Origin of the sequence: Pseudomonas sp. TH34 (genome assembly GCF_016650865.1) — a bacterium.
Lineage (GTDB): Bacteria > Pseudomonadota > Gammaproteobacteria > Pseudomonadales > Pseudomonadaceae > Aquipseudomonas > Aquipseudomonas yamanorum.
Window position 1 is genome coordinate 126,668 of record NZ_JAEKFB010000033.1, and the last position, 23,218, is coordinate 149,885.

Annotated in this window: 20 protein-coding genes and 2 pseudogenes; 7 read left to right on the forward strand and 15 right to left on the reverse strand. The window is 58.1% G+C overall.

The window, feature by feature from the left end; all coding sequences use genetic code 11:
* The first annotated feature begins 47 nt into the window (after window positions 1–47).
* Window positions 48–1,529 (forward strand): methyl-accepting chemotaxis protein, encoded by a 1,482-nt coding sequence (locus JFU58_RS26100; RefSeq protein WP_063032116.1) that lies wholly within the window; start codon window positions 48–50, stop codon window positions 1,527–1,529.
* Window positions 1,530–1,637: 108 nt separating this feature from the next.
* A pseudogene (locus JFU58_RS26105) lies at window positions 1,638–1,895 on the forward strand (terminase); the annotation flags it as partial.
* A gap of 19 nt (window positions 1,896–1,914) precedes the next feature.
* Here the strand turns inward: JFU58_RS26105 and JFU58_RS26110 are convergent.
* The 3 genes from JFU58_RS26110 to JFU58_RS26120 form a co-directional block, all read right to left on the reverse strand.
* Window positions 1,915–2,712, reverse strand: coding sequence for an acyl-CoA thioesterase (locus JFU58_RS26110; protein ID WP_093200166.1), 798 nt, complete (start codon window positions 2,710–2,712; stop codon window positions 1,915–1,917).
* Between the two features lie 101 nt (window positions 2,713–2,813).
* The gene (locus tag JFU58_RS26115) at window positions 2,814–3,578 is read right to left on the reverse strand and encodes a CHAD domain-containing protein (protein ID WP_201142709.1); all 765 of its coding nucleotides are present in this window, start codon (window positions 3,576–3,578) and stop codon (window positions 2,814–2,816) included.
* 89 nt (window positions 3,579–3,667) lie between these two features.
* A complete protein-coding gene (locus tag JFU58_RS26120; RefSeq protein WP_017477350.1) occupies window positions 3,668–3,946 on the reverse strand; it encodes a hypothetical protein in 279 nt (92 codons plus the stop codon).
* 217 nt (window positions 3,947–4,163) lie between these two features.
* Between JFU58_RS26120 and JFU58_RS26125 the strand changes: the two genes are divergently transcribed.
* Window positions 4,164–5,201 carry a patatin-like phospholipase family protein gene (locus JFU58_RS26125; RefSeq protein WP_063032122.1) on the forward strand — a complete coding sequence of 346 codons (1,038 nt, stop codon included), beginning with the start codon at window positions 4,164–4,166 and terminating at the stop codon, window positions 5,199–5,201.
* A 130-nt stretch (window positions 5,202–5,331) separates the two neighbouring features.
* Here JFU58_RS26125 and JFU58_RS26130 read toward each other — a convergent pair whose 3' ends face one another.
* The 6 genes from JFU58_RS26130 to kdpF form a co-directional block, all read right to left on the reverse strand.
* Window positions 5,332–6,027: a response regulator gene (locus JFU58_RS26130; protein WP_003218747.1), complete on the reverse strand. Its 696-nt coding sequence runs from the start codon at window positions 6,025–6,027 to the stop codon at window positions 5,332–5,334.
* Between the two features lie 37 nt (window positions 6,028–6,064).
* On the reverse strand, window positions 6,065–8,716 hold the full coding sequence (locus tag JFU58_RS26135) for a sensor histidine kinase (RefSeq protein ID WP_177026773.1): 2,652 nt from the start codon (window positions 8,714–8,716) through the stop codon (window positions 6,065–6,067).
* A 143-nt stretch (window positions 8,717–8,859) separates the two neighbouring features.
* Window positions 8,860–9,405 (reverse strand): potassium-transporting ATPase subunit KdpC, encoded by a 546-nt coding sequence (gene kdpC / locus JFU58_RS26140; protein ID WP_201142710.1) that lies wholly within the window; start codon window positions 9,403–9,405, stop codon window positions 8,860–8,862.
* A gap of 67 nt (window positions 9,406–9,472) precedes the next feature.
* Complete coding sequence (gene kdpB, locus JFU58_RS26145; protein ID WP_201142711.1) at window positions 9,473–11,530, reverse strand: potassium-transporting ATPase subunit KdpB; 2,058 nt, start codon at window positions 11,528–11,530, stop codon at window positions 9,473–9,475.
* A 12-nt stretch (window positions 11,531–11,542) separates the two neighbouring features.
* Window positions 11,543–13,237, reverse strand: a complete 1,695-nt coding sequence (gene kdpA / locus JFU58_RS26150) for a potassium-transporting ATPase subunit KdpA (RefSeq protein WP_201142712.1) — start codon at window positions 13,235–13,237, stop codon at window positions 11,543–11,545.
* A gap of 9 nt (window positions 13,238–13,246) precedes the next feature.
* The gene (kdpF, locus tag JFU58_RS26155; protein ID WP_003218754.1) at window positions 13,247–13,336 is read right to left on the reverse strand and encodes a K(+)-transporting ATPase subunit F; all 90 of its coding nucleotides are present in this window, start codon (window positions 13,334–13,336) and stop codon (window positions 13,247–13,249) included.
* Window positions 13,337–13,680: 344 nt separating this feature from the next.
* On the opposite strand from kdpF, the gene eat reads away from it, so the two are divergent.
* The 3 genes from eat (at window position 13,681) to JFU58_RS26170 (ending at window position 16,001) form a co-directional block, all read left to right on the forward strand.
* A complete protein-coding gene (gene eat / locus JFU58_RS26160) occupies window positions 13,681–15,045 on the forward strand; it encodes an ethanolamine permease (protein WP_201142713.1) in 1,365 nt (454 codons plus the stop codon).
* Window positions 15,046–15,155: 110 nt separating this feature from the next.
* Complete coding sequence (locus JFU58_RS26165) at window positions 15,156–15,323, forward strand: DUF2897 family protein (protein ID WP_088425709.1); 168 nt, start codon at window positions 15,156–15,158, stop codon at window positions 15,321–15,323.
* Between the two features lie 99 nt (window positions 15,324–15,422).
* Window positions 15,423–16,001, forward strand: coding sequence for a TetR/AcrR family transcriptional regulator (locus JFU58_RS26170; protein ID WP_063032133.1), 579 nt, complete (start codon window positions 15,423–15,425; stop codon window positions 15,999–16,001).
* A 27-nt stretch (window positions 16,002–16,028) separates the two neighbouring features.
* Here the strand turns inward: JFU58_RS26170 and JFU58_RS26175 are convergent, their stop codons facing one another.
* Window positions 16,029–16,361, reverse strand: coding sequence for a ComEA family DNA-binding protein (locus JFU58_RS26175; RefSeq protein ID WP_201142714.1), 333 nt, complete (start codon window positions 16,359–16,361; stop codon window positions 16,029–16,031).
* 468 nt (window positions 16,362–16,829) lie between these two features.
* Between JFU58_RS26175 and JFU58_RS32445 the strand changes: the two genes are divergently transcribed.
* The gene (locus tag JFU58_RS32445) at window positions 16,830–17,390 is read left to right on the forward strand and encodes a DapH/DapD/GlmU-related protein (RefSeq protein ID WP_274610136.1); all 561 of its coding nucleotides are present in this window, start codon (window positions 16,830–16,832) and stop codon (window positions 17,388–17,390) included.
* 108 nt (window positions 17,391–17,498) lie between these two features.
* Here the strand turns inward: JFU58_RS32445 and JFU58_RS26185 are convergent.
* The 5 genes and pseudogenes from JFU58_RS26185 to JFU58_RS26205 all read right to left on the reverse strand — a co-directional run bounded on the left by JFU58_RS26185 (window position 17,499) and on the right by JFU58_RS26205 (window position 23,216).
* Window positions 17,499–19,492, reverse strand: a pseudogene (locus JFU58_RS26185) (polysaccharide biosynthesis protein).
* 73 nt (window positions 19,493–19,565) lie between these two features.
* Window positions 19,566–20,747 (reverse strand): DegT/DnrJ/EryC1/StrS family aminotransferase, encoded by a 1,182-nt coding sequence (locus JFU58_RS26190; RefSeq protein ID WP_201142716.1) that lies wholly within the window; start codon window positions 20,745–20,747, stop codon window positions 19,566–19,568.
* Window positions 20,748–20,795: 48 nt separating this feature from the next.
* Window positions 20,796–21,809, reverse strand: coding sequence for a ketoacyl-ACP synthase III (locus tag JFU58_RS26195; RefSeq protein ID WP_201142717.1), 1,014 nt, complete (start codon window positions 21,807–21,809; stop codon window positions 20,796–20,798).
* A 4-nt stretch (window positions 21,810–21,813) separates the two neighbouring features.
* Window positions 21,814–22,464: an acetyltransferase gene (locus JFU58_RS26200; RefSeq protein ID WP_201142718.1), complete on the reverse strand. Its 651-nt coding sequence runs from the start codon at window positions 22,462–22,464 to the stop codon at window positions 21,814–21,816.
* Window positions 22,461–23,216, reverse strand: coding sequence for an SDR family NAD(P)-dependent oxidoreductase (locus tag JFU58_RS26205; protein ID WP_201142879.1), 756 nt, complete (start codon window positions 23,214–23,216; stop codon window positions 22,461–22,463). Before JFU58_RS26205 ends, JFU58_RS26200 begins: the two co-directional genes overlap by 4 nt.
* Between the last annotated feature and the right edge of the window lie 2 nt (window positions 23,217–23,218).

Sequence of the window (23,218 nt, forward strand, 5' to 3'; positions counted from 1 at the left end):
TAATGGCACCTTGCCAATGCTGTTTCCGCTATCAGAGAAAACCTTCCATGGGTGCCTGGCTTAGCAACATCTCACTGAAGTACAAATTCTGGGCCGTGAACGCGGTCGCCTTCATCACCACCCTATTGCTGGTGCTGTACGCCGTGCAGCTCGAACAACAGGCCCGCAGTCAAGCCTCCCAGGCTTCGGCGCAAGCCCAGGCGCGCTTGCTCAGTGCCTGGCCCGCCGGCCAACCGCTGCCCAAGGGCGAGCACTGGCTGACCTATGCCAAGGGCAAAGTCCCACAACTGGGCGACGAGGATCTGTCAGCCCTGGCCACCGCCAGTGGCTGGGTGGATTTCAATCACATGCCGTTGTTCGGCGAAAACCCGCTGATGGGCGCCGAAGTGATCAGCCGCGCCGACGGTCAGCAGGTCGCCGTGCTGGCCTACGGACCCAGCTTGAGCCAAGTCTTCGAAGACCGTTTCGCCAACTACGCCGTAGCGGTGATGATTCTGATGCTGGCCATGCTCGGCGCCTCACAGCTGCTGATCCGCTTTCTGCTCAGCCAGCTCAACACCTTGAAAGACGTGATGCTGCACGTCGAAAAAACCGGCGACCTCTCGGCCCGCGTTCCCTTGGCATGCAAGGACGAGGTCGGGCAGATGGCCAGTGCCTTTAACGCGATGCAGGCGGGTTATCAGCGAGTGGTCAACACCGTCGCGCGCACCGCAAAGCAACTGGACGACGGCGCCGCACGCCTGGCCAGCAGCATGAACGAGGTGCAACACGGCATGCTCGGCCAGCAAAGCGAAACCGACCAGGCCGCGACTGCAATCAACGAGATGACCGCCACCGTCTACCACATCGCCCAGCACGCCGGCGCCACCCGCGACCTGTCCCAGACTGCCGACACCCTCGCCGGCAGCGGCCAGGAAGTGGTCAGCCGGGTGCAGCGCTCGATTGCCGGGCTGTCCACGGGTGTGCAGCAGACCGCCGAAATGATCCAGAAACTGGCCGAGGACAGCCAGAAAATCAACAGCGTGGTCGGGGTGATTCACAGCATCGCCGAACAGACCAACCTGCTGGCCCTCAACGCCGCCATTGAAGCCGCCCGCGCCGGCGAAATGGGCCGGGGCTTTGCCGTGGTTGCCGACGAAGTACGCAACCTGGCCAAGCGGGTGCAAAGCTCCACCGATGAAATCACCCGCATGGTGTCCGCCCTGCAAGCCGGCACCCGGGACGCGGTGGATTTTATGCAGGAAAGCTCGTTCAAGGCCGACGACTGTGTGCAACAGGCGCAAGAGGCCGGGATTGCCCTCGCTGAAATCACCGGGGCCGTGGCGCAGATGCGTGAGAGCAATACGCAGATTGCCGTGGCGGCCGAACAGCAAAGCCATGTGGCCGAGGAAATGAATCGGGCGGTGGTGAGCATCCGTGACGTCACCGAGAACACCGTGCAACAAACCGTGGACTCGGCGACCACCAGCAATGAGCTGGCGACCCTGGCCGGAGAACTGAGCAAGGCCATCGGACAATTGAAGCTGTAAACACTGAAGGGATGGCTATGGCCTCCATAGCCATCCTTGATTCGCCGCCCCGCCCTGCCCGCCCTACACTCTGTTCAAGATATTTCAACGGACAGAGGAATCACGATCATGGGCAAACGTCATCCAAATCTCCCCGCCTGGCAATGGCGTACTCACCCGCAGAATCATCAGCACGCGACCAATCAAGTGTTGCAGCTGCTGGCGCTGCCGCTGCTGGTGATCGGCTTTCTGCTGATGGTGTCCGGAGTGTTCAGCGAGAACCTGGCGAGCGTCGCTATCGGGGTTGTCGGCATTGTGGCCGCGCTGGCATTGCAGCATCACGGTCGCAGCCTGGAGGCACGCACCAGCGATGCCTCCGACGATCAACACCTGTTGGTCTGAGGGCTCAGGCGAACACCACCACCGACTGGCGACTGATAGCAATCAACTGGCCGTCGGGGCTCCACAGCTGCGCAGCCGCATGGCCGTAGCCGTCGCGGGCATGCTCGATGTGGACCCGGTATTGACACCAGTCCAGGGTGCTGAGGGTTTGCAGCGGCTGGACGAATTCGATGGTCCAGGTCAGGGTGCTGCCCGGTGCTGGTTGGGTCAGGTGCGGTAACACCGAAGGTGGCCATGCGTCGACCAGCGCGAGGATATGCGCTTCGGTCAGGGGCTCTTCTTTCACGTCGCCACGCAAGCGCACCCAGCCGCCCATCTCACGGGATTTATTACCGGTGAATGGCAGCCCGCCGACGCTCCAACGCATCGCCAGGTGCCGCATGAATTCCGGTGTCACCCCTTTGACGTAGGGCAGCTCCTGGCACTCATCCCAGTGTTTGAAGGTGGGCGCGGGTTCAGCGGCGACGTCGATTTGCGACGGCCGCGACGCGCCAAAACTGGCCTGCACCAAAGTCATCGTTTCACCGTTCTGCACCACACGGCCCAGCAACTGGCTGACAGCCTTGCCTTCGCGCAGCACTTCGACTTCGTAGCGGGCAGGCACATCCGGCGCCACGGGGCCGACAAAGGTAATCGCCAGCGAACGCAACGGGCGATCCGCCGGGACCTGCGCACGCAGGGCCTCGTACTCCAACGCCACGACCAGGCCGCCGAACGTGGCACGGCCCTGGGCCCATTCGGCCGGGATCGAAACGTCCAGCGGGTGGTTGCGGGCAGCGTCGAGCAAATCACTAAAGCGCATGGCGATCTCAACTTGAAGAAAGGATTGAGGGATCTTAACCACCCGGCCTGCGCCGCACAGCACCTATTCCAGCCAAAAGTCCGGACAGATAGGCCGCAGGTTCAAGCGAAGCAGTCGGCGCTCAGTTTATCCAACACACGGTCCGCCTGCCCTTCAGCCTCGGCCATGGTGCGGTGCCAGCCGGATACGCACGGCTGCAAATCAGGTTCGTGCCCGGCTTGCGCCAGCCATTGCCAGCAGTCGTGCCAATCGCCGAGGGCGCCTTGGGCGGCCTTGAGACGGGACACCGCTTTGGGGGGCAGCTTATCCAGCTCGGGATAAGCCTCGGCCGCATAACGCACACGCTTGATCAACAGGCGCAGGCGATGGCGGTCATGGTTGGGATCGTGCAACGCTTCGCCGAGTTTTTTCCATTGCTTGGCCAGGCGTTTTTCAATGCGGGTGCGCAAACCCTTGAGCAATTTCTGCCGTTGGGATGCGCGGATAAAGCGGGGGAATGCTTCGAGGATCAACAGCAGTTGCGCCAGCTCCGGCCCTTGTGCCACCGAGCGGTAGGTGGCTGGCTGCTGCCGCATACGCCGCTCAGCTGCTTCGTGATGACCATGCTGGTGGAGGTACGCCGCCAACACTTCACGGTCGCGAAACGGCGTGGTCAGTTGGCCCACGGCACTGGCGGCCTGTTCGAGCTGCTCGACGCCGGGCAACCCGCGTAATGGCCGCAACAGGCTGCGCAAGCGCCGCACCGTGGTGCGCAGATCGTGCAGGGCCTCGTCATCCGTGACGGCGGCGAGGCGCGCCTGGCAGCTCAGTAACCCTACTTCCAGGCCGATGACCTGAGCGACTAGCTGATCGACCAACGCTGCCATGCCTGTTTCCCCTGTTGAAGATCGGGCGCCTGCTTGGGCAAACGCCACACAACACTATCGACTACCTTTCCTTGGCACCCTGATCAGGATCAACGTCCTGCGCGCGACTCACGAATATAGAAACGCGCTTTCTCGGCCTTTTCCGAGCAACCTTCAAAGGCTTCGAACTGCTGCTGGGTCTTGGCGCCAGTCAACAACGACAGAGCCTTGGAGTAACTCACAGTACCGGCAAAACCTTCGGCCTTGGCCAGGTCCAGTTCGTGCCACGCAGCGTCCAGTTGAGTGCCGCAGCTGTCGCGATAAGCAGTTTTCCCGGCACAACCGGCCAGGGCCAACACGATCACAGGTACACACATCCAGGCTTTCATCAAATGACACCTCAAGAAAAGAAAAAACAGTCACAGGTGTAGACGTTGCCTACACCGAAAAGTGCCTTATCCGACTGCCTGAATCCGCAGTGCGGATTGCCAGAGCATACCCGAGCCCAATGGCTCGCTCGCGAAAATATTCGGTTGTGACCGTGATGATTGAAGCCCGACCCTCGATGGGTGCATTGTGGGCACCTGTTTTGCGAAGGATCAGGTCATGAAGAAACGTGTTGCATTGGTGCTGGGCTCCGGTGGCGCTCGGGGCTACGCCCATATCGGCGTGATCGAGGAAATCGAAAAACGCGGCTATGACATCGCCTGCATCGCCGGCTGTTCCATGGGTGCGGTGGTGGGTGGGATCTATGCTGCGGGCAAGCTGGACGAGTACCGAAACTGGATCGAAAGCCTCGATTACCTGGACGTGCTGCGACTGGTCGACGTGAGCTTTCGCCTGGGGGCGATTCGTGGCGAAAAGGTGTTCGGGCAGATCCGCAAGATCGTCGGCGAGATCAATATCGAAGACCTGCGCATCCCCTACACCGCCGTGGCCACCGACCTCACCAACCAGCAGGAAATCTGGTTCCAGGAAGGCTGCCTGCACCAGGCCATGCGCGCTTCGGCGGCAATTCCCAGCCTGTTCACCCCGGTGATGCAGGGCAACCGCATGCTGGTGGACGGCGGCCTGCTGAACCCGTTGCCGATCGTGCCGGTCGTGTCCAGCCATTGCGACCTGATCATTGCGGTCAACCTCAACTCTACCAACCAGAAGCAGTACAAGCTTCCAGTGATCCAGCGTCCGCCGGCGTTCAGGAGCCGCTTCGATAACCTGGTGCGTTCACTGGGTTCGCACTTGCCGTTTCGGCGCAAGCAGGCCGAGCAGTTGTTGATGCTGGAACAGGAAGCGCTGCTGGCCCAGGCCGCCGATATCAACCCGTGGCTGGACTCTGCCGAACCCGAGGCGCAACAACCGGCGGCGGCACCGGAAAAGGCCGGGGCGCCAAAGTCGGCGACCGGCTCGTTCATCATCGATAACGTGGGACCCGCGTCGCTGCTGGATTTGATCAACCAGAGCTTCGAGGTGATGCAGACGTCATTGGCGCAGTACAAGATCGCCGGGTACCCGCCGGATATTCTGATCAACGTGCCGAAGCGGGTGTGCCGGTTTTTCGAGTTTTACAAAGCGCCGGAGTTGATCGCGCTGGGGCGGGAGATCGCGAGCGATACGCTGGATCGGTATGAGAGTGAGCAACACTGAGTATTTATGAACCGAGCGTTTGTGGCGAGGGAGCTTGCTCCCGTTGGAGTGCGAAGCGCTCCCAGGATTTTGGGGCTGCTGCGCAGCCCAGCGGGAGCAAGCTCCCCTCGCCACAGGTTGAGCTAACGCTTCAGGCCTCGGTGTTCAACAACCGATAGCCCACCCCGGCCTCAGTCACGATAAACCGTGGCTGAGTCGGATCATCTGCCAGTTTCTGGCGCAGATGGCCCACCACAATCCGTAGGTAATGGCTGTCTTCGGTATGGGTCGGGCCCCAGATATCCTTGAGCAGTTGCTGCTGGGTAATCACCCGCCCGGGATGCCGCGCCAGTTGCGCCAGCACTGCATATTCCTTGCGGGTCAGCGCCACTTCGACACCGTCCAGCAGCACCCGCCGATAAGCCAGGTCTACCGTCAGCGGGCCAAACCGCAGTGCCGCTTCCTGGGCCTCCCCCGCCGGCGCCTGGCGCAACAACGCCCGCACCCGCGCGAGAAACTCCTGGATGCCAAACGGCTTGGTCACGTAGTCGTTGGCGCCGTTGTCCAGCGCCTCGACCTTTTGCACTTCGCTGGCCCGCACCGACAGCACCAGCACCGGCACCGTGGACCACTCGCGAAACTCGCGCAGCACCTGCTGGCCGTCCATGTCCGGCAGGCCGAGGTCGAGCACCAGCAAGTCCGGTTTACTCAAGGCGGCCTGGGCCAGGCCTTCGTTGCCGGTGCCGGCCTCGATCACTTTGTAGCCCTGGGAGGCCAGGCTGATACGCAAGAACTTGCGGATCTGCGGTTCGTCGTCAATGACCAAAATCGTCGCAGTCTGGCTCATGGTGTCCAATCAAAATCCGTGAAAAAAAGAGGGTAGCTCAAGGTTCGCTTTCCAGGCCAGGCTGGGCCTGCAATGGCAGAAATAAAGTAATGCAGGTGCCGCGGCCTTCGATGCCGTCTGCCACGCTGATATGCCCGCCGTGCGCACCGACCATGCCCTGGCAGATCGCCAGGCCGAGACCGGTACCCTGCCCGCCCCGGTCGCCGCGGGCGGCGGTGTAGAACATGTCGAAAATCTTCGCGCGCTCCGCCTCGGGAATACCCGGACCTTCATCGGCAACGGCAAAGAACAATTGATTACCCTGCACGCCAGCACTGAGTTGCAGGCGGCCTTGGGGCGGTGAGAAGCGTGCAGCGTTTTCCAGTACGTTGACCAGCGCCTGCTCGATCAAGGCCGCATGCACATACAACAACGGTAGTTCGGGCGGCACGTCGGTGGTCACTTGCAGCGGCGCCAGCACCGCACGCAAACGGCCCAGGGAGCTGCCGACGATGTCGCCGGGCGAGACCCAATCCCGCGCCAGCTTCAGGGCGCCGTGGCCCAGGCGGGTCATGTCCAGCAGGTTCTGGATATAGCGATCCAGGCGCTCGGCTTCATCACGGGTACCTTCCAGCAACTCCCGGCGGTCTTCCAGGGGAATCGCCTCGCCGAGGGCCAGCAGGCTGTCAATGCTGCCACGCATGGAGGTCAGCGGTGTGCGCAAATCGTGAGACACGGAAGCCAGCAAGGCGCTGCGCAATTGCTCGGTTTCGCCGTGCAGACGTGCCGCTTCCAGTTCCTGGCCGAGCTGCGCACGGGCCAGGGCCTGGGCCAATGGCTGGCTCAAGGCGGTGAGCAGACGACGGCGTTGGCCGCTCAATTCGAGCCCAGGTTTTGGGCTGACACCCAGCAGGCCCAACGGGCCTTCTTCACCGGACAACGGCCACCACCACCAGCGCCCGAACGGCAAGGTGCCGGTGCCCATGCCGGCCGGTTGATCGTGCTGCCAGGCCCAATCGGCGGCGGCGCGCTCGGCTTCGGTAAAGGTAATTGGGCCACCTGTCTCGACCTTCCAGTCGCCCTGACCATCACGGTTGAGCAGGCACAATTGCAGGTCACTCCAGCCTTCCAGATGATGCGCGGCGGCACTGATCACCGCCTGCCGATCGGTAGCGGCGGTGAGCTTGCGGGACAGGTCGAGCAGCTCGCTGGTTTCTTCCTGGGTGTCGCGCAACGCCTGCAACTGACGGCGTTGGCGGGCCGCAAGATTGCCGGTAAGCGCAGCCATCAGCAGGAAAAACAACAACGTCAGCACGTCTTCTTCACGCTGGATAGCGAAGGAGAAGCTCGGCGGAATAAACAGGAAGTCATAGGTCAAAAACGAGAGTGCCGCCGTGGCCAGCGCCGGGCCCAGGCTGCTGCGCACCGCCACCAGCAATACCGCCGCGAGGAACACCAGCGAGATATTGGGCAACGGTAGAACGCTCGATACTCCCCACGCCACGGCAGCGGCGATGACCGTCGCGACCACGGCCAGGGCATAGTCAAACCACACCAGCCCACGCACATCCGGCAGGCGTGGCGGAGCCGGCACTTCGTCGCTGTCGAGGACGTTGATTTCCAGGCCCCGGGCATTGCGCAGCAAGCGTGAGGCCAAGCCACCCCCAAACACGGTGCGATGCCAACGCGGCCGGGATTGCCCCACCAGGATCAAGCTGGCACGACGCTCGGCGGCGTGCTGGATCAGTGTCTTCGCCACCTCCCCCGCCCGTAGCAACACCACTTCACCACCAAGACGCTCGGCCAGTTGCTGGGCGTTTTGCAGGCGCAGGCGCGATTGTTCATCCCGCACCCGGCCGTTATCCACATGCACCAGGCTCCACGGCAAATGCCGACGCTGGGCCACACGGCTGGCATGACGCACCAGGCGTTCGGCCTGGGCATCGCCGTCCACACCCACCAGCAACCGGCCACGCACAGCCGGTGCCGCCTGGCCCAACTGGCGATAACCCTGGGCCAGGTCATCGTCGACGTGGGCCGCAGCGGTTTGCATCGCCAGCTCGCGCAAGGCCATGAGGTTGGTCTGGGTGAAGAACGCATCGATGGCGGCACGGGCCTGTTCCGGCACGTAGACCTTGCCGTCACGCAGACGCTCCAGCAATTCGCGCGATGGCAGGTCGATCAGCAGCAGCTCATCGGCTTCCTGCAAGACCCAGTCAGGCAAGGTCTCGCGCACTTGCACTCCGGTGATGCCGCGCACCTGGTCGTTGAGGCTTTCCAGATGCTGGACGTTGACTGTGGTGAATACGTTGATGCCGGCAGAGAGCAATTCCTGAATGTCTTGCCAGCGCTTTTCGTGGCGGCTGCCGGGGGCGTTGCTGTGGGCCAGTTCGTCCACCAGCACCAGTTTGGGCTTGGCGGCGAGCAGGCCGTCGAGGTCCATTTCCTCCAGCATCACGCCGCGGTATTCGGAGCGCAGCAGCGGCTGTTGTGGCAGGCCGCTGAGCAAGGCTTCGGTCTCGGCGCGGCCGTGGGTTTCCACCACGCCGGCGATCAGCCGCACGCCCTGGCGCAGCTGGGTGTGAGCGGCCTGGAGCATGGCGTAGGTCTTGCCCACGCCGGGCGCGGCGCCGAGGAAGACTTTGAGCCGGCCACGGCCGTCCCGGGGTAGATCGGCTAACAGGGCATCGGCGCGGCCGGAGTCGCTCATGCGGGCGGTCTTCCTTCAGGTGTTGATGTGGGTTTCTTGAGTCCGCCTTCGCGAGCAAGCCCGCTCCCACATTTGACCGCATTCCAAAGGTGAAACTCAGTCGAATGTGGGAGCGGGCTTGCTCGCGAAAGCGGCGCCACGGCTTACAGTTTTTCCAGGGCCATATTCAACGCCAGCACGTTCACCACCGGCGGCCCCACCAACGGGCTTTCGATGTGCTCGTCCATCAAGCGCTCCAGGGTCGCCACCGGCAGATTACGTGCGGCGGCTACCCGGGCCAGTTGATAGGCAATCGCCTGCGGTGGCAAGTGTGGATCAAGACCGCTGCCGGAGGTAGTCAGCAATGCCATCGGCACCGGGCCCTGGTCTGGTACCAGCAGTTTCTTGGCATCTTCAAATACACGAGTGGCCAGCGCTGGGTTGCTTGGGCCGAGGTTGCTGGCGCTGCTGGAAACCGTAGCAAACGCACCGGCAGATGGTCGCGGGTGGAACCAGCCGTCACCGGTGAAATCCTGGGCGATCAGGCTCGAACCGCGAACCTTGCCGCTGGCATCGTGTACCAGGCTGCCGTTGGCTTGGTCAGGGAACGCGACTTGTGCCACGCCAGTGACAACCAGGGGATAGGCCACGCCGGTGATCAGGGTCATCAACACCAGCAGGCTCAGGGCCGGGCGGATTATGTTGGACATTTCAAATTCCTCGATTCGGTTATTGCAACCTGCAGGCACCGGTTTGCCGGCGCCTGCAGGCATCGGGTCAAACCAGGTGCAGCGCGGTCAACAGCATGTCGATCGCCTTGATGCCCACAAACGGCACCACAATCCCGCCCAGGCCGTAGATCAGCAGGTTGCGGCGCAGCAACGCCGCCGCACTCGCCGCCTGCACACGTACACCGCGCAGTGCCAGGGGAATCAGCACCACGATGATCAGGGCGTTAAACACGATGGCCGAGAGGATCGCGCTCTGCGGGCTTTGCAGGTGCATCACGTTGAGCACACCCAGTTGCGGGTAGATCGAGGCGAACAGCGCCGGCAGGATCGCGAAGTACTTGGCCACGTCGTTGGCAATAGAGAACGTCGTCAGCGCACCGCGGGTCACCAGCAATTCCTTGCCGATCTGCACCACGTCCAGCAGCTTGGTCGGGTCGCTGTCGAGGTCGACCATGTTGGCCGCTTCACGGGCAGCTTGAGTGCCGTCGTTCATTGCCATGCCGACGTCAGCCTGGGCCAGCGCCGGGGCGTCGTTGGCGCCGTCGCCGCACATCGCAACCAGGCGGCCGTCGTTCTGTTCGTGACGAATACGCGCCAGCTTTTTCTCCGGCGTGGCTTCGGCGAGCACGTCATCCACGCCGGCTTCAGCGGCAATCGCGGCGGCGGTCAGCGGGTTATCGCCAGTCACCATCACGGTGCGGATCCCCAGCTTGCGCAACTCGGCGAAACGTTCACGAATGCCTGGCTTGACCACGTCCTTGAGGTGAATGGCGCCGAGCAATTTGCCGTCGGCACACACCAGCAAAGGCGTGCCGCCGCTCTGGGCGATCTTGTCGATTTCCCGGGAGAGCGCCGGTTGCAGGTCGCGGCGTTGCAGGCCGATAAAGGCCAGCAGCGAATCCACGGCGCCTTTGCGGAACACACGGCCCTGGTAGTCGACGCCGGACAAGCGGGTTTCGGCGCTGAACGGTACCGAGGTCAACTCATCCGTCGACGGCTCGGCTTGCGGGTGCAGGCCACGCAGGTATTCGACGATGGATTTACCCTCGGCCGTGTCGTCCGCCAGGGACGCCAGCAGCGCGCCTTCGGCCAGTTCCTTGCCGCTGACACCGGGCGCGGCGATCACGTTGGTGCAGCGACGGTTACCAAAGGTGATGGTGCCGGTCTTGTCCAGCAGCAGTACGTGCACGTCCCCCGCCGCTTCCACCGCGCGACCGGATTTGGCGATCACGTTGAGGCGCACCAGGCGGTCCATACCGGCAATACCGATGGCCGACAACAGGCCGCCGATGGTGGTCGGAATCAGCGTGACCAACAGCGCCACCAGGAACACCAGCGGCAGGTTGCCATTGGCGAAGTGGGCGAACGGCTGCAGGGTCACCACCACCAGCAGGAAGATCAGCGTCAGGCCGATCAGCAGGATATCCAACGCGATTTCGTTGGGGGTTTTCTGGCGTTTGGCGCCTTCCACCAGGGCAATCATGCGGTCCAGGGTCGACTCACCCGGGTTGGCGGTGATGCGGATCATCAACCAGTCCGAGACCAGGCGGGTGTTGCCGGTGACGGCCGAGCGGTCGCCGCCGGATTCACGGATGACCGGGGCCGATTCACCGGTGATGGCCGCTTCGTTGACCGCGGCAATACCTTCGATGACTTCGCCGTCACCCGGGATCATTTCCCCGGCGACCACACGTACCACATCGCCTTTACGCAAGCTGGTGGCCGGCACGACTTTGAAGCTGCCGTCGGTTTCCTTGCGGCGGGCGCTGAGGCCCTCGCTGCCCGCCTTGAGGCTGTCGGCACGGGCTTTGCCGCGACCTTCAGCCAAGGCTTCGGCGAAGTTGGCGAACAGCACGGTGAACCAAAGCCACACGGCGATTTGCACGGCGACGTAGGTCGGTACGGCAACATCCGGCACGAAGCACAGGATGGTGGTGAGGATCGCGGTCAGTTCGACCACCAGCATCACCGGCGAACGTTGCAGCTGGCGCGGGTTCAGCTTGACGAACGCCTGGACCAGCGCCGGGCGCCACAGGGCCGACATTGCGGTCTTGGCCGGCTCCTGGGTTTTCACCGGAGCCGCGTTTTTTGCAGGCATATTCATTTTCATATCCCCTTAGAAGCCCATGCTCAAGTGTTCAGCGATAGGCCCAAGTGCCAGCGTCGGCAGGAAGGTCAGGCCGCCCACCAGCAAAATGGTCACGGTCAACAGGGTCACGAACAGCGGGCCGTGGGTCGGGAAGCTGTTCTGGCCAATCGGTGCGGTCTTCTTCATCGCCAGGCTGCCGGCCAGGGCCAGTACCGGGAGGATGTAGCCGAAGCGACCCAGCAACATCGACAGGCTCAACATCAGGTTGTGGAACGTGGTGTTGGCACTGAAGCCGCCGAACGCCGAACCGTTGTTGGCACTGGCCGAGGTGTAGGCGTACAGCAACTGGCTGAAACCGTGGGGGCCAGGGTTACTGATGGCACCGGCCGGGCCAGGCAGACTGGCGGCGATGGCACCCAGCACCAGGGTGCCGACCGGCATCACCAGCAAGGTCACGACCAGCAATTGCACTTCCTTGGCCTGGAGTTTCTTGCCGAGGTATTCCGGTGTACGGCCAATCATCAAGCCGGCGAGGAACACCGCGATCAACACGTTAAGCAACATGCCGTACATGCCGGCACCGACGCCGCCGAAGATCACCTCGCCGACCATCATGTTGACCAGCGAGACCATCCCGCTCAGGGGATTGAGGCTGTCTTGCATGCCGTTGACCGAACCGTTGGACGCGGCGGTGGTGGCCACCGACCACAACACGGTACCGGTGGTGCCGAAGCGCGCTTCTTTACCTTCCTGCGGCGCGGCCTGTTCAACCGCCGGGTTGTTCAGCGCCGGGTTGGGCTGGTACTCGGCCCACATCGCAGTCGCACCACCGATGATGAACAAGGCCAGCATGCAACCGAGGATCGCCCGGCTCTGACGCAGGTCTTTCACGTAGTGGCCAAAGGTGAACACCAGCGCGACCGGGATCAGGATGATTGCGCCCAGCTCAAACAGGTTGGCCCAGGCGGTCGGGTCTTCAAATGGATGCGCCGAGTTGACACCGAAGAAGCCACCTCCGTTGGTGCCCAATTGCTTGATCGCAATCTGGCTGGCGGCCGGGCCCAGTGGGATCACCTGGTCAACGCCCTGCAGGGTCACAGCGTTCACATAATGAGCGAAGGTTTGTGGCACACCCTGCCACACCAGGAAAAACGCGAGCACCAGGCACAACGGCAACAGGCCGTAGAGGGTGGCGCGGGTCATGTCGACCCAGAAGTTGCCCAAGGTCTTGGTGGATTTGCGACCGATCCCACGGCACAACGCGACCAGGACGGCGAGACCGGTGGCCGCACTGACGAAGTTCTGTACGGTGAGGCCAGCCATCTGGCTGAGGTAGCTCAGGGACGCTTCACCACTGTAGTTCTGCCAGTTGGTGTTGGTCATGAAACTGATGGCGGTGTTGAACGCCAGGGTCCATTCCTGACCCGGCAATTTCTGCGGGTTCAGCGGCAGATAGTCCTGGAACAGCAGGATCGCGAACAGCAGCACGAAACCGGCCAGGTTGAACGCCAGCAACGCCAGCGCATATTTCTGCCAGCTCTGTTCCTGATCTGCATCGACACCCGAGAGGCGATAGCAAACGCGCTCGACCGGACCGAACACCGGCGTGAGCCAGGTTCGCTGCCCTTCCATTACCTTGTAGTAGAACCGCCCCAGGGCCGGTGCCGGAATCAGCACCAAGGCAAAGAAGGCGATGATCAGCCAATAGTCATAACTGTGCATAGCCTGCTCCTAGTTCCGATCCGCGCGTAACAGCGCAACCAGCAGATAAATGAACAGCGCCACAGCCAACAGCAGTGACACCCCGTCCAGAACGCTCATGGAAGTTTCTCCGTCGTGCGGCGACTGCCGCGTGTAGGAGGATTGTCCGCAGGAGTGGCGTAAAGGAACGAGAGCGACGGTATGGGTGGGGCGTAAAGACGGCGTAAAGAGTGGGTTTATGCGGGGTTTACAGGGGGTATGCACTTCAAATGTGGGAGCCGGGCTTGCCCGCGATAGCGTCAGACCAGACACCAACGCCCTCATCTGGTGCAGCGCTTGAAATGATTCAAACGCCAAACCGTCCCCTCGGCGACAGTTCGGCGCCTTTACGACATGGCATTGATGAATGGCATGTCCGCTGCAATGCCCTGAAACATTCCAAACCGTTCAGGGAGCGCTACACGATGAACACACAACTCAAACCCACCTTGGGCACCCTGCATTTGTGGGGCATCGCCGTCGGACTGGTGATTTCCGGGGAGTATTTCGGCTGGAGCTATGGCTGGGGCGTGGCAGGAACACTGGGCTTCCTGGTGACCTCATTGATGGTCGCCGCCATGTACACCTGCTTTATATTCAGCTTCACCGAACTGACTACCGCGATTCCTCACGCTGGCGGCCCCTTTGCCTACAGCCGCCGGGCATTTGGTGAGAAAGGCGGATTGATTGCCGGGCTGGCAACGCTGATTGAATTCGTGTTCGCCCCGCCCGCTATCGCCTTGGCCATCGGCGCCTACCTGAATGTGCAGTTCCCGGCCCTCGACCCGAAACACGCGGCCGTCGGGGCCTACATTGTATTCATGGGCCTGAACATCCTTGGCGTGAAGCTGGCGGCGACCTTTGAACTGGTCGTATGCGTGCTCGCCGTCGCCGAACTGCTGGTGTTCATGGGCGTAGTCGCGCCCGCGTTCAGCTTCAGCAACTTCGCCCTGAATGGCTGGGCCGGTTCCGACACCTTCGGCGCGCCGGCGATTGCCGGGATGTTCGCGGCGATTCCCTTTGCCATCTGGTTCTTCCTCGCCATCGAAGGCGCCGCCATGGCGGCCGAAGAAGCGAAAGATCCCAAGCGCACCATTCCAAAGGCCTACATCAGCGGCATCCTCACCTTGGTAATCCTGGCGATGGGCGTGATGTTCTTTGCCGGCGGCGTCGGCGATTGGCGCACCCTGTCGAACATCAACGACCCGCTGCCCCAGGCAATGAAAACCGTGGTCGGCGACAGCTCAGGCTGGCTGCACATGCTCGTGTGGATCGGCCTGTTCGGCCTGGTGGCCAGCTTCCACGGGATCATCCTCGGTTACTCCCGCCAATTCTTCGCCCTGGCGCGCGCGGGCTACCTGCCCGCTTTCCTGGCCAAACTGTCGCGCTTTCAGACGCCGCACCGGGCAATCATCGCCGGTGGCATCGTCGGTATCGCGGCCATCTACAGCGACGGACTGATTAACCTGGGTGGCATGACCCTGACCGCAGCAATGATCACCATGGCCGTGTTCGGCGCCATCGTCATGTACATCATGAGCATGCTCAGCCTGTTCAAACTGCGTAAGACCGAACCGCTGCTGGAACGCACCTTCCGCGCACCGGGTTATCCCATCGTACCGGGGATCGCGCTGGTACTGGCCGTGGTGTGCCTGGTGGCGATGGCGTGGTTCAACGCGCTGATAGGGCTGATCTTCCTGGGCTTCATGGTCGTGGGGTTTGTGTACTTCCAACTGACCGCGCAAGACCGCGCCGATGCGCCGGCGGATGCGATGTTGACCGGGCTTTAAGGTTACCGGGGCAGAACGGGCCTACAATGAACTACTAAGAAAGCCCGTTACTCAAAGCAGTCATTACCGTGGGAAATTTTCCCACGGTTTGCTGCCTCAAGGAGAGCCCTATGCCGTGGTATGCCTGGTTGATATTAGTGGTCGCGATCGGTTCGATCGTCGGTGGTTTGTTGATGCTGCGAGACAGCGCCAACAAGGTTGAATTGACCGATGAACAACGCCAGCGCGTGGCAGAGCGAAATGCCCAGGCGGACTCCAAGGATGCCCAGGATCGCTGAGGCTGAAGCGGCTCCCCGTTGAGCCGCACAATTTTGTAAACACCCGCGTATGCCCAGCCAAGCTTGGTTAATATGGCCTGATGTTTCGGAGGCCGTCCTATGCGCTATTCACAAGACCACAAAGCTCAAACCCACCAGCGCATCATCAAGGAAGCCTCGGTACGCTTTCGCCGTGACGGCATCGGTGCGACCGGTTTGCAGCCACTGATGAAAGCGCTGAACCTGACGCATGGCGGGTTTTATGCGCACTTCAAGTCCAAGGATGAGTTGGTAGAGAAGGCGTTACAGGCGGCGGCGACAGAGCTGGATGCGCATTGCGCAATGCTATTCAGCCAGGAACGGCCGCTGGAAGCGTTTATCGACAGCTATCTGTCTGAATGGCACCAGACCTCTCCGGATCAAGGCTGCCCGCTGACGACGATGTCATCGGAGATGGGGTTGCGTGGGCAGAACAGCCGCACCACCGATGAAGTCCTCAATGCTCGACTCAAACAGGTTGAAACGGCGCTTGGCAACCCGAATGCCGGGGAGCAGAGCCTGGTGCTGATGTCGACGCTGGTGGGGGCGTTGGTGCTGGCAAGAAGCGTGGAGAGTGCCGAGTTGGCGACACGGATTCTTGATGTGGTGCGGGGGAGCTTGAAGGCGGAGGTTGTTGAACAAAAGAAAGCCGGTCGATGACCGGCCTCCTCGGCTGTTTTCAGGTTCTTATTTCACCTCAAGCCTGTCGCGGTTCTTTTCCAGAAGCGCCTTGCCGATTCCCTTTACTTCCAGTAACTCATCTATCGCCGTGAAGGGGCCGTTGGTTTCGCGGTAGGCGATGATAGCCTTCGCTTTGGCGGCGCCAATGCCGAATAGATCACGGCGCAGAGTTTCAGCGTCAGCGGAGTTGAGGCTGACTTTGGTGGTTTGGTCGACCTTGGTCATTTGGGCGGCGATGGGGGTTGGGGTCTCGGGTTTGGGGGCGGGTGCGGCCGTGGTGGCTAGCGAGAGGCTGGTGAGGAAGGCGAAGACGAGGGACGAGAGATACGCTTTATGCATTGGTGACGCTCCATGACATCGATAAGGGAAAAGCAGCTTTTCCGAAGCTGCTTTTCAAACTTAGGTGATATGTAGCATTAGTCAAAAATGGCGACGTTACAAAGTGTAAGCTACGAAAGCGGCATTGTATCGCCAGTATCAGCATGTAGTAGTGATCGCTAAACCAATCTCAGCACTCATTAGAAGCAACAAAAATATCATTCACAACAATCAAAAACGCAGACGCACTCGAGTTTACGAATTTACTTCGACTCAGCTACCGACTTGATTAAACACGTGTATACCGAATAAAAACCATAAAAAACCTTTACAACACCACTTAAAAAATTATTAACCGCGCGCGCCCCAATATCTCATTGGAGAATCCCCAGTTTCTACTCCCCCTTTCTCCCGCGCCTTTCTTTGGGTATAATCACGCGCCCCACTTATACAACATAAAATTCATAAAAATTGGAAATGGAGAGTTCCATGGAACCCAGCATGAGATCAAAGTATTCAATGCTTGATTTCTTCAGGCTAGCCTGGTCTTTTACAACGACAAAAATATTCTATCGCCCTGCACGAATTATCAGACAACCAACCCGAATAAGAGGTTGGGGAAACATGTCAATTGGACGTGGATTTACAACCGGACAGTATTGTCGGATAGAAGCAGCCAATCATAATGAGGGTAAAATAACGTTGACCATAGGCAACCACGTTGAAATCAACGACGCCTGCCATATTGCAGCACTTCACTCGATAAACATTGGTCACAACGTATTAATAGCAAGCCAAGTCTATATAACTGATCATGACCATGGGGAAATAACCAAAGAAGAACTTCTAAAACACCCCAACCAAAGAAAACTCGTATATGCTCCTGTCGTCATCGAAGATGATGTTTGGATCGGTGAAAAAGTGGCGATACTGAAAGGTGTGACTATAGGAAAAGGCTCTGTCATAGGTGCCGGGGCTGTCGTAACAAAAGATATACCCTCCTACTCTGTCGCGGCCGGCATTCCTGCAAGAGTTATTAAAACTCTTTGACACCAGGGAATAGTACGACAACACCACACACCTGATTAATTTAGTATTAAACGCTACGTAAATTATACAAAGGCCGATCACTAGATGGCCTTTGTATAGATTGTCAGATCAGGGTTCAAGACGACGCTGCTGATAAATCCAATCAACAATCTCACCATCCGGTGCATAACCGCTAACCGTATCGCGCAGCAGTTGACGAACTCGGCCGTAATCGTCTTCATCAACAGCAGATAGGAGGTCGGTCAACTTCAACCTGAGCGTATCCCAGGATATAAAGTCCTCATTAGCACTCATGATCATCGGGTGCTGTGTCGCAACCACATTGTCGCCTATCAACAATTCTTCGTATAACTTTTCACCAGGTCGGAGCCCAGTAAATTCAATAGCAATGTCACCATGGGGATTTTTTTCAGACCGAACACTCAACCCGGACAGGTGAATCATTTTCTCGGCCAACTCGACGATTCTGACAGGTTCCCCCATATCCAATACAAAAACATCTCCCCCAACCCCATTGACCCCGCCTGTATAACCAACTGAGCGGCTTCAGGAATAGTCATAAAGTAACGAGTGATTTTCGGATGGGTAACAGTTAATGGGCCGCCTGACTTAATCTGCTTATGAAACAGCGGAATGACCGATCCTGAAGAGCCTAGTACATTTCCGAAGCGAACCATCGTAAAGCGTGTTTTGTTCACATGAGAAACATTAAACTTGTCATTGAATAACACGGGAGCCGACTCGCGACTTAGTGCTTGCAACGTCAACTCGGCCAACCGCTTAGTGCTACCCATTACATTGGTAGGTCGTACAGCCTTATCCGTGGAGATTAATACGAAATTCTGAACACCCGCCTGCAACGCTGCCTGGGCAGTATTAAGGGTACCAATAACGTTATTTAATACACCCTCGGCAATATTGTGCTCCACCATGGGCACATGCTTGTAGGCCGCCGCATGATACACGGTATTGACATGCCAGGTTTTCATGATATCCAGCAACTTATCCTGGTTGCGTACCGAGCCCAGAATAGGAAGCAACCGGACCGGCAGCGACTCACGATTAATTCGCAGTTCCAGTTCTGACATAATACTGTAAAGATTAAATTCACTGTGTTCGAACAGCAGAAGGACCGTAGGGCGCAAATCGAGAATTTGCCGGCACAATTCGGAGCCGATAGAACCACCTGCCCCCGTTACCAATACACTTTGCTCCCTGATACAGCGCTCCAGCAACTCCGCCTGAGCCGGTACAGAGTCACGGCCGAGCAAATCACCGATATCCACTTCTTGAATATCATCAACCTTCACCCGACCGCTTGCCAGATCCATGAAGCCGGGAACGCTTCGAACATGCAGAGGAAAGCCTTCGAGCAGACCAAGGATTTCACGGCGGCGGCCCCTGGAGGACGACGGTATTGCGAGGAGAACTTCTTGAGCCCCGGTCACATCGATCATCTGCTGAATGTGTTTGGGCTTAAACACCTGCAAACCTGAAATGACGCGGTCAGCAATACTGCTGTCATCATCAATAAAAGCCACGGGCCGCATCACTCGACCCATTCTCAACGCAGCGACCAATTGGTTACCAGCAGCCCCAGCCCCATAAATGGCAACTTTAGACAATCCATCCTGGCGACTGGTGAACGGCACATGCTGTACTGCGGCAAACCAGTCGCCAAGGAAATATTGACGCATCCCGAGACGCATTCCCCCAATCATTATCAAACTCAACCACCAGTAGTTGAAGATGATAGAACGGGGTACAACGTTCTCATGATTACTGTACCAGTAAACTACAAACGCCAGAATCAACGACGACAGGCTGACTGCTTTGACAATAGCAATTAATGCATCGTTACCAAAATATCGCATTACCGCGCGATACATGCCAAAGCGTATAAATAAGGGAATAGCAACAACCGGCGCACAAATGAAGAGCCAGAAATGCATTTTGACCGGGTTGATCATTTCATCAATGCCCAGACGCACGACAAAGGCCATCCACAACGCGACCCACACAAGGGTAATATCCGCGATAACCTGCAGAACGCGTTTCTGACGACGCGAAAGGCTTAACAAATGTGTACGAACCTTATCCATAACCCCTTTCAACCTCTGTCGCTCCTGAACCGGTCAATCATCACTTGCTCAAATCCATTTTTCCTCAGGACGCTCATACTGTAGCGGTCGCCTCACTCAGGACGTTGGCTAATACTTGGCAAGTCAAATCGATCTGTTCTGCGGTTAATGTCGGATGAACCAAAAACATTAAACTGGTCTCACCCAGAACCTGTGCGTTTGGCAGACGAATCTCCGGGCGCCAGCCTGTATTATCAAATGCTTTTTCAAGATACACCTCAGAGCAAGAGCCTGAGAAAGCTGGCACACCACGAGAGTTTATCTCAGCAAGAATACGATCACGGGACCACTCTTCACTGAGAAGTTCCGGACGTACAAAGACATAGCACTTATAGGCAGCGTGTCGACTTTCAGTCGGGACTGCTGGGACCCTCAGCGCAGGCAACTTTTCAGCACAAGCCCAGATACGTTCCGCGTTCACCTGTCGGGTAGCCTGCCACTGGGCCATTTTTCGAAGCTGAATTCTTCCGATGACGGCTTGCATCTCCAACATGCGCCAATTGGTGCCAAAGCTCTCATGCAGCCAGCGAAAACCAGGAGCATGCTCACGCTGATAAACGGCTTCCCAACTCTTCCCATGATCTTTGTAAGCCCACATGCGGGCCCATAGCTCATAATCATTGGTAGTGACCATACCGCCCTCACCGCCGGTGGTCATTATTTTGTCCTGGCAGAATGACCAAGCACCAATATGCCCAATAGATCCAACAGGTCGCCCTTTGTAAAGCGCGCCATGGGCTTGAGCACAATCTTCAATGACTTTCAAATCATGGATACGTGCCAACTCCATTATTTCGTCCATATCGCAGGACCATCCTGCCAAATGGACGCAGATAATACCCCGTGTTTTAGGAGTAACGACCTTACTGATGGTGTCAGCAGTGATATTCTGTGAATTCAAGTCAACATCGGCAAAAACCGGGGTCGCACCCGAATTGACAATACTTGAGACAGAGGCAAGAAATGTGCGGGAGGTAACGATGACCTCATCACCCGCTCCAATTCCCAATGCCTTCAATGCCAAATCCAAGGCCACGGTGCCGTTTGCAAGCGCAACGGCATATTTGGTATCGGTAAAAGCCGCGAATTCCTTTTCAAATTCTCGACATTCTGGGCCTGTCCAGTAGTTAACCTTGTTCGAGAGAACCACGTCTCGAACGGCATCTGCCTCTTCAATTGTAAATGACGGCCAAGGAGCGAATGGAGAATTCAGCATAACCAATACCTATAAAATTAAGATCGCAACGCGTCTAGCACACAAGAGTCAAAGGCGGGCAGTGCATGCCGCCCAGGAAAGGCCAACGCCAAATCCGACACAAGCGACCCTGTCGCCTGCTTTAATATTGCCCTTCTTGAGGGACTCCTTCAGCGCAATAGGTATCGTGGAGGACACCGTATTACCGCAATGCTCAAACTCCCTGACGAATTTATCTTCAGGCAGCTTCAGTCTTCGTTTTAGCGCATCAAGCATAAACTTATTGGCTTGGTGAAACACAAAATGATCGACCATGTCCATTGTGAAGTCTTCATCAAATATGGACTCGAACAACTCTGGAACACGCTTCAGGGAAAACTCCAGGATTGCCGGACCATTCATGTAAAGATTCGCGTCGGTCCGGATGTTACCGCTTTCATCCTGACGTGCTTCCAAGTCAAGATTCAACGTTGCCGGAAATCTCGAGCCTCCCACCGGAACAATCAAGCTCTCCGCGCCAGAACCGTCGGTTCCATAACGGAAGCGATCAAGCGCCACAGTCTCATCGGCTGCACGGATTAGCGTTGCCGCCGCCGCGTCGCCGAAAAGCGTACGCACGCTCTTGTCACCTGGGTGAATATACTTACTGTAGGTTTCAGCAGTAACCAGCAATACATTCTTGACCTGCCCCGTCTCTATAAGCCCCTTCGCCAAACCTAAACCATAGATAAAGCCTGAACAGCCTTGGTTGTAGTCAAAAGCGGCACATGAAGTAGGTAGGCTCAATCGATGTTGCAGAATGCAGGCGGTTGCGGGTAAAACATAGTCCGGGCTTTGCGTGCATAATATCAAGCAATCGACGTCTGACCGGCCAATAACGCCAGAATCAAAAATCTTTTCACAAGCACGAAAAGCTAAATCAGACGCGCACTCGTCCGCAGCAACTATTCGACGGTTATTAATCCCAGTCTTTCCGAATATTTTGGGAACATCCCATTCTGGAAATTCCCGCGCCAAGTCTTCGTTACTTAACGAGTGGCTAGGCAGCTCATATTCAATGGCAACGATTTTTGCAAATTTCATCTTTTTACCCAGCTATTCGTTTAGCAGGAACACCAAATACTGTGGAGCCCGATGCAACTTTGCGTATAACAACCGAAGATGCCCCAATGACAGCATATGCACCCACGGTCACTTTGGGCACAACCACCGCATGAGAGCCCATGAAAACACCCTCTGCCAACTGAACACCACCGGTCACATCACAGTGTCCACTAACGGTGCTATAACTCCCTACAGACGTGTCATGTCCAATAGTAGTAGCGGAGTTAATCGTCACGAAATTACCAATTTCCAGATCGGTGGATAGAATCGTATTAGGGCAAATGACTACCCCTTCGCCGATAACCACCCGCGTGCCTACGATCGCCGTCGGGTGAACAAGAGAGAAAAACTGCGCTCCTTTTTCGAGCAACTTATCCGAAACGATCTTCTTGATCTTTGGATCAGCAATAGCACAGACCAGAGCCACGTCGTCCTGATGCTCATAAACATCAATGGAACAAATAATCGGTGGCATCTCTGGAAAACGCTCCAGGGCCGCAGGTGCATCATCCAGAAATCCGATGATCTGGTACTCCGATGGACTCGCGCTAAGTTCAATCCAGTCTTTCAACCAGACATACACCTCGCGCCCAAAGCCTCCCGCGCCAACTATGACAAACTTTTTGGCACTCATGCTAGGTACCCACCATCGACGACCAGGGAAGTACCGGTTACCCAGCGAGCAGCAGGAGAAAGCAAATAGTTGACCGCATAAGCGACGTCTGCCGGAGAACCGAAGCCTAACGGGTGCTTCTGTTCGATAATCTCCATCGATTCTCCCCCGACCAAGTCTTTGAGCGTCTCTGCCATTTCAGTTTTCACGACGCCAGGCGCCACACAATTAACCCGAATACCCTCACGAGAAAGCTCGATGGCTGCCGCCCTGACCATTGACTCCACCGCGCCTTTGCTCGCGCAATATCCCAGAAGCGCTGGTTCACCGACCTTAGCCATTACCGAGGAAATAAGCACGATACTAGAGCCGGATTGACATACACCTTTCTGTCGGAACGCCTTAATAAGAGAAAACGACGATGTTACGTTTGTCGAAATCACTCTTTCCCAGTGCGCCAAGCTAGTCGCGCGAATGGGCATAGGGGCCTGAATACCTGCCGCATGAACCAACCCGTCAAACGCTGTCGTTTCCCGAGCAATCTTCTTCATCCAGCCCGACACATCTGGCTCAGTCAAAAAGTCCACTACCGCGATGGCATGCCCCTCGCCCTCCAGTCGCTGGAGCGTTTCCTCCAGGCGAGGCGTATCCCTGGCGACCAACGTGATACGGGCACCCTGCGAACTTAGCCATACCGCAACCTCCCGTCCAATTCCGGATGAGGCTCCAGTCACCAAAATATGCTTGCCCTGAAGGGAAAACGGATTAGCCATAG

Coding starts and splice junctions, on each gene's coding strand:
- JFU58_RS26100 (WP_063032116.1), top strand. CDS start 48: ATGGGTGCCTGGCTTAGCAACATCTCACTGAAGTACAAATTCTGGGCC.
- kdpB (WP_201142711.1), bottom strand. CDS start 11,530: ATGAATATGCCTGCAAAAAACGCGGCTCCGGTGAAAACCCAGGAGCCG.
- JFU58_RS26125 (WP_063032122.1), top strand. CDS start 4,164: ATGAAGAAACGTGTTGCATTGGTGCTGGGCTCCGGTGGCGCTCGGGGC.
- JFU58_RS26170 (WP_063032133.1), top strand. CDS start 15,423: ATGCGCTATTCACAAGACCACAAAGCTCAAACCCACCAGCGCATCATC.
- JFU58_RS26165 (WP_088425709.1), top strand. CDS start 15,156: ATGCCGTGGTATGCCTGGTTGATATTAGTGGTCGCGATCGGTTCGATC.
- JFU58_RS26110 (WP_093200166.1), bottom strand. CDS start 2,712: ATGCGCTTTAGTGATTTGCTCGACGCTGCCCGCAACCACCCGCTGGAC.
- kdpA (WP_201142712.1), bottom strand. CDS start 13,237: ATGCACAGTTATGACTATTGGCTGATCATCGCCTTCTTTGCCTTGGTG.
- kdpC (WP_201142710.1), bottom strand. CDS start 9,405: ATGTCCAACATAATCCGCCCGGCCCTGAGCCTGCTGGTGTTGATGACC.
- JFU58_RS26205 (WP_201142879.1), bottom strand. CDS start 23,216: ATGGCTAATCCGTTTTCCCTTCAGGGCAAGCATATTTTGGTGACTGGA.
- JFU58_RS26175 (WP_201142714.1), bottom strand. CDS start 16,361: ATGCATAAAGCGTATCTCTCGTCCCTCGTCTTCGCCTTCCTCACCAGC.
- JFU58_RS26120 (WP_017477350.1), bottom strand. CDS start 3,946: ATGAAAGCCTGGATGTGTGTACCTGTGATCGTGTTGGCCCTGGCCGGT.
- eat (WP_201142713.1), top strand. CDS start 13,681: ATGAACACACAACTCAAACCCACCTTGGGCACCCTGCATTTGTGGGGC.
- JFU58_RS26135 (WP_177026773.1), bottom strand. CDS start 8,716: ATGAGCGACTCCGGCCGCGCCGATGCCCTGTTAGCCGATCTACCCCGG.
- JFU58_RS26190 (WP_201142716.1), bottom strand. CDS start 20,747: ATGCTGAATTCTCCATTCGCTCCTTGGCCGTCATTTACAATTGAAGAG.
- JFU58_RS26195 (WP_201142717.1), bottom strand. CDS start 21,809: ATGAAATTTGCAAAAATCGTTGCCATTGAATATGAGCTGCCTAGCCAC.
- JFU58_RS32445 (WP_274610136.1), top strand. CDS start 16,830: ATGGAACCCAGCATGAGATCAAAGTATTCAATGCTTGATTTCTTCAGG.
- JFU58_RS26130 (WP_003218747.1), bottom strand. CDS start 6,027: ATGAGCCAGACTGCGACGATTTTGGTCATTGACGACGAACCGCAGATC.
- kdpF (WP_003218754.1), bottom strand. CDS start 13,336: ATGAGCGTTCTGGACGGGGTGTCACTGCTGTTGGCTGTGGCGCTGTTC.
- JFU58_RS26200 (WP_201142718.1), bottom strand. CDS start 22,464: ATGAGTGCCAAAAAGTTTGTCATAGTTGGCGCGGGAGGCTTTGGGCGC.
- JFU58_RS26115 (WP_201142709.1), bottom strand. CDS start 3,578: ATGGCAGCGTTGGTCGATCAGCTAGTCGCTCAGGTCATCGGCCTGGAA.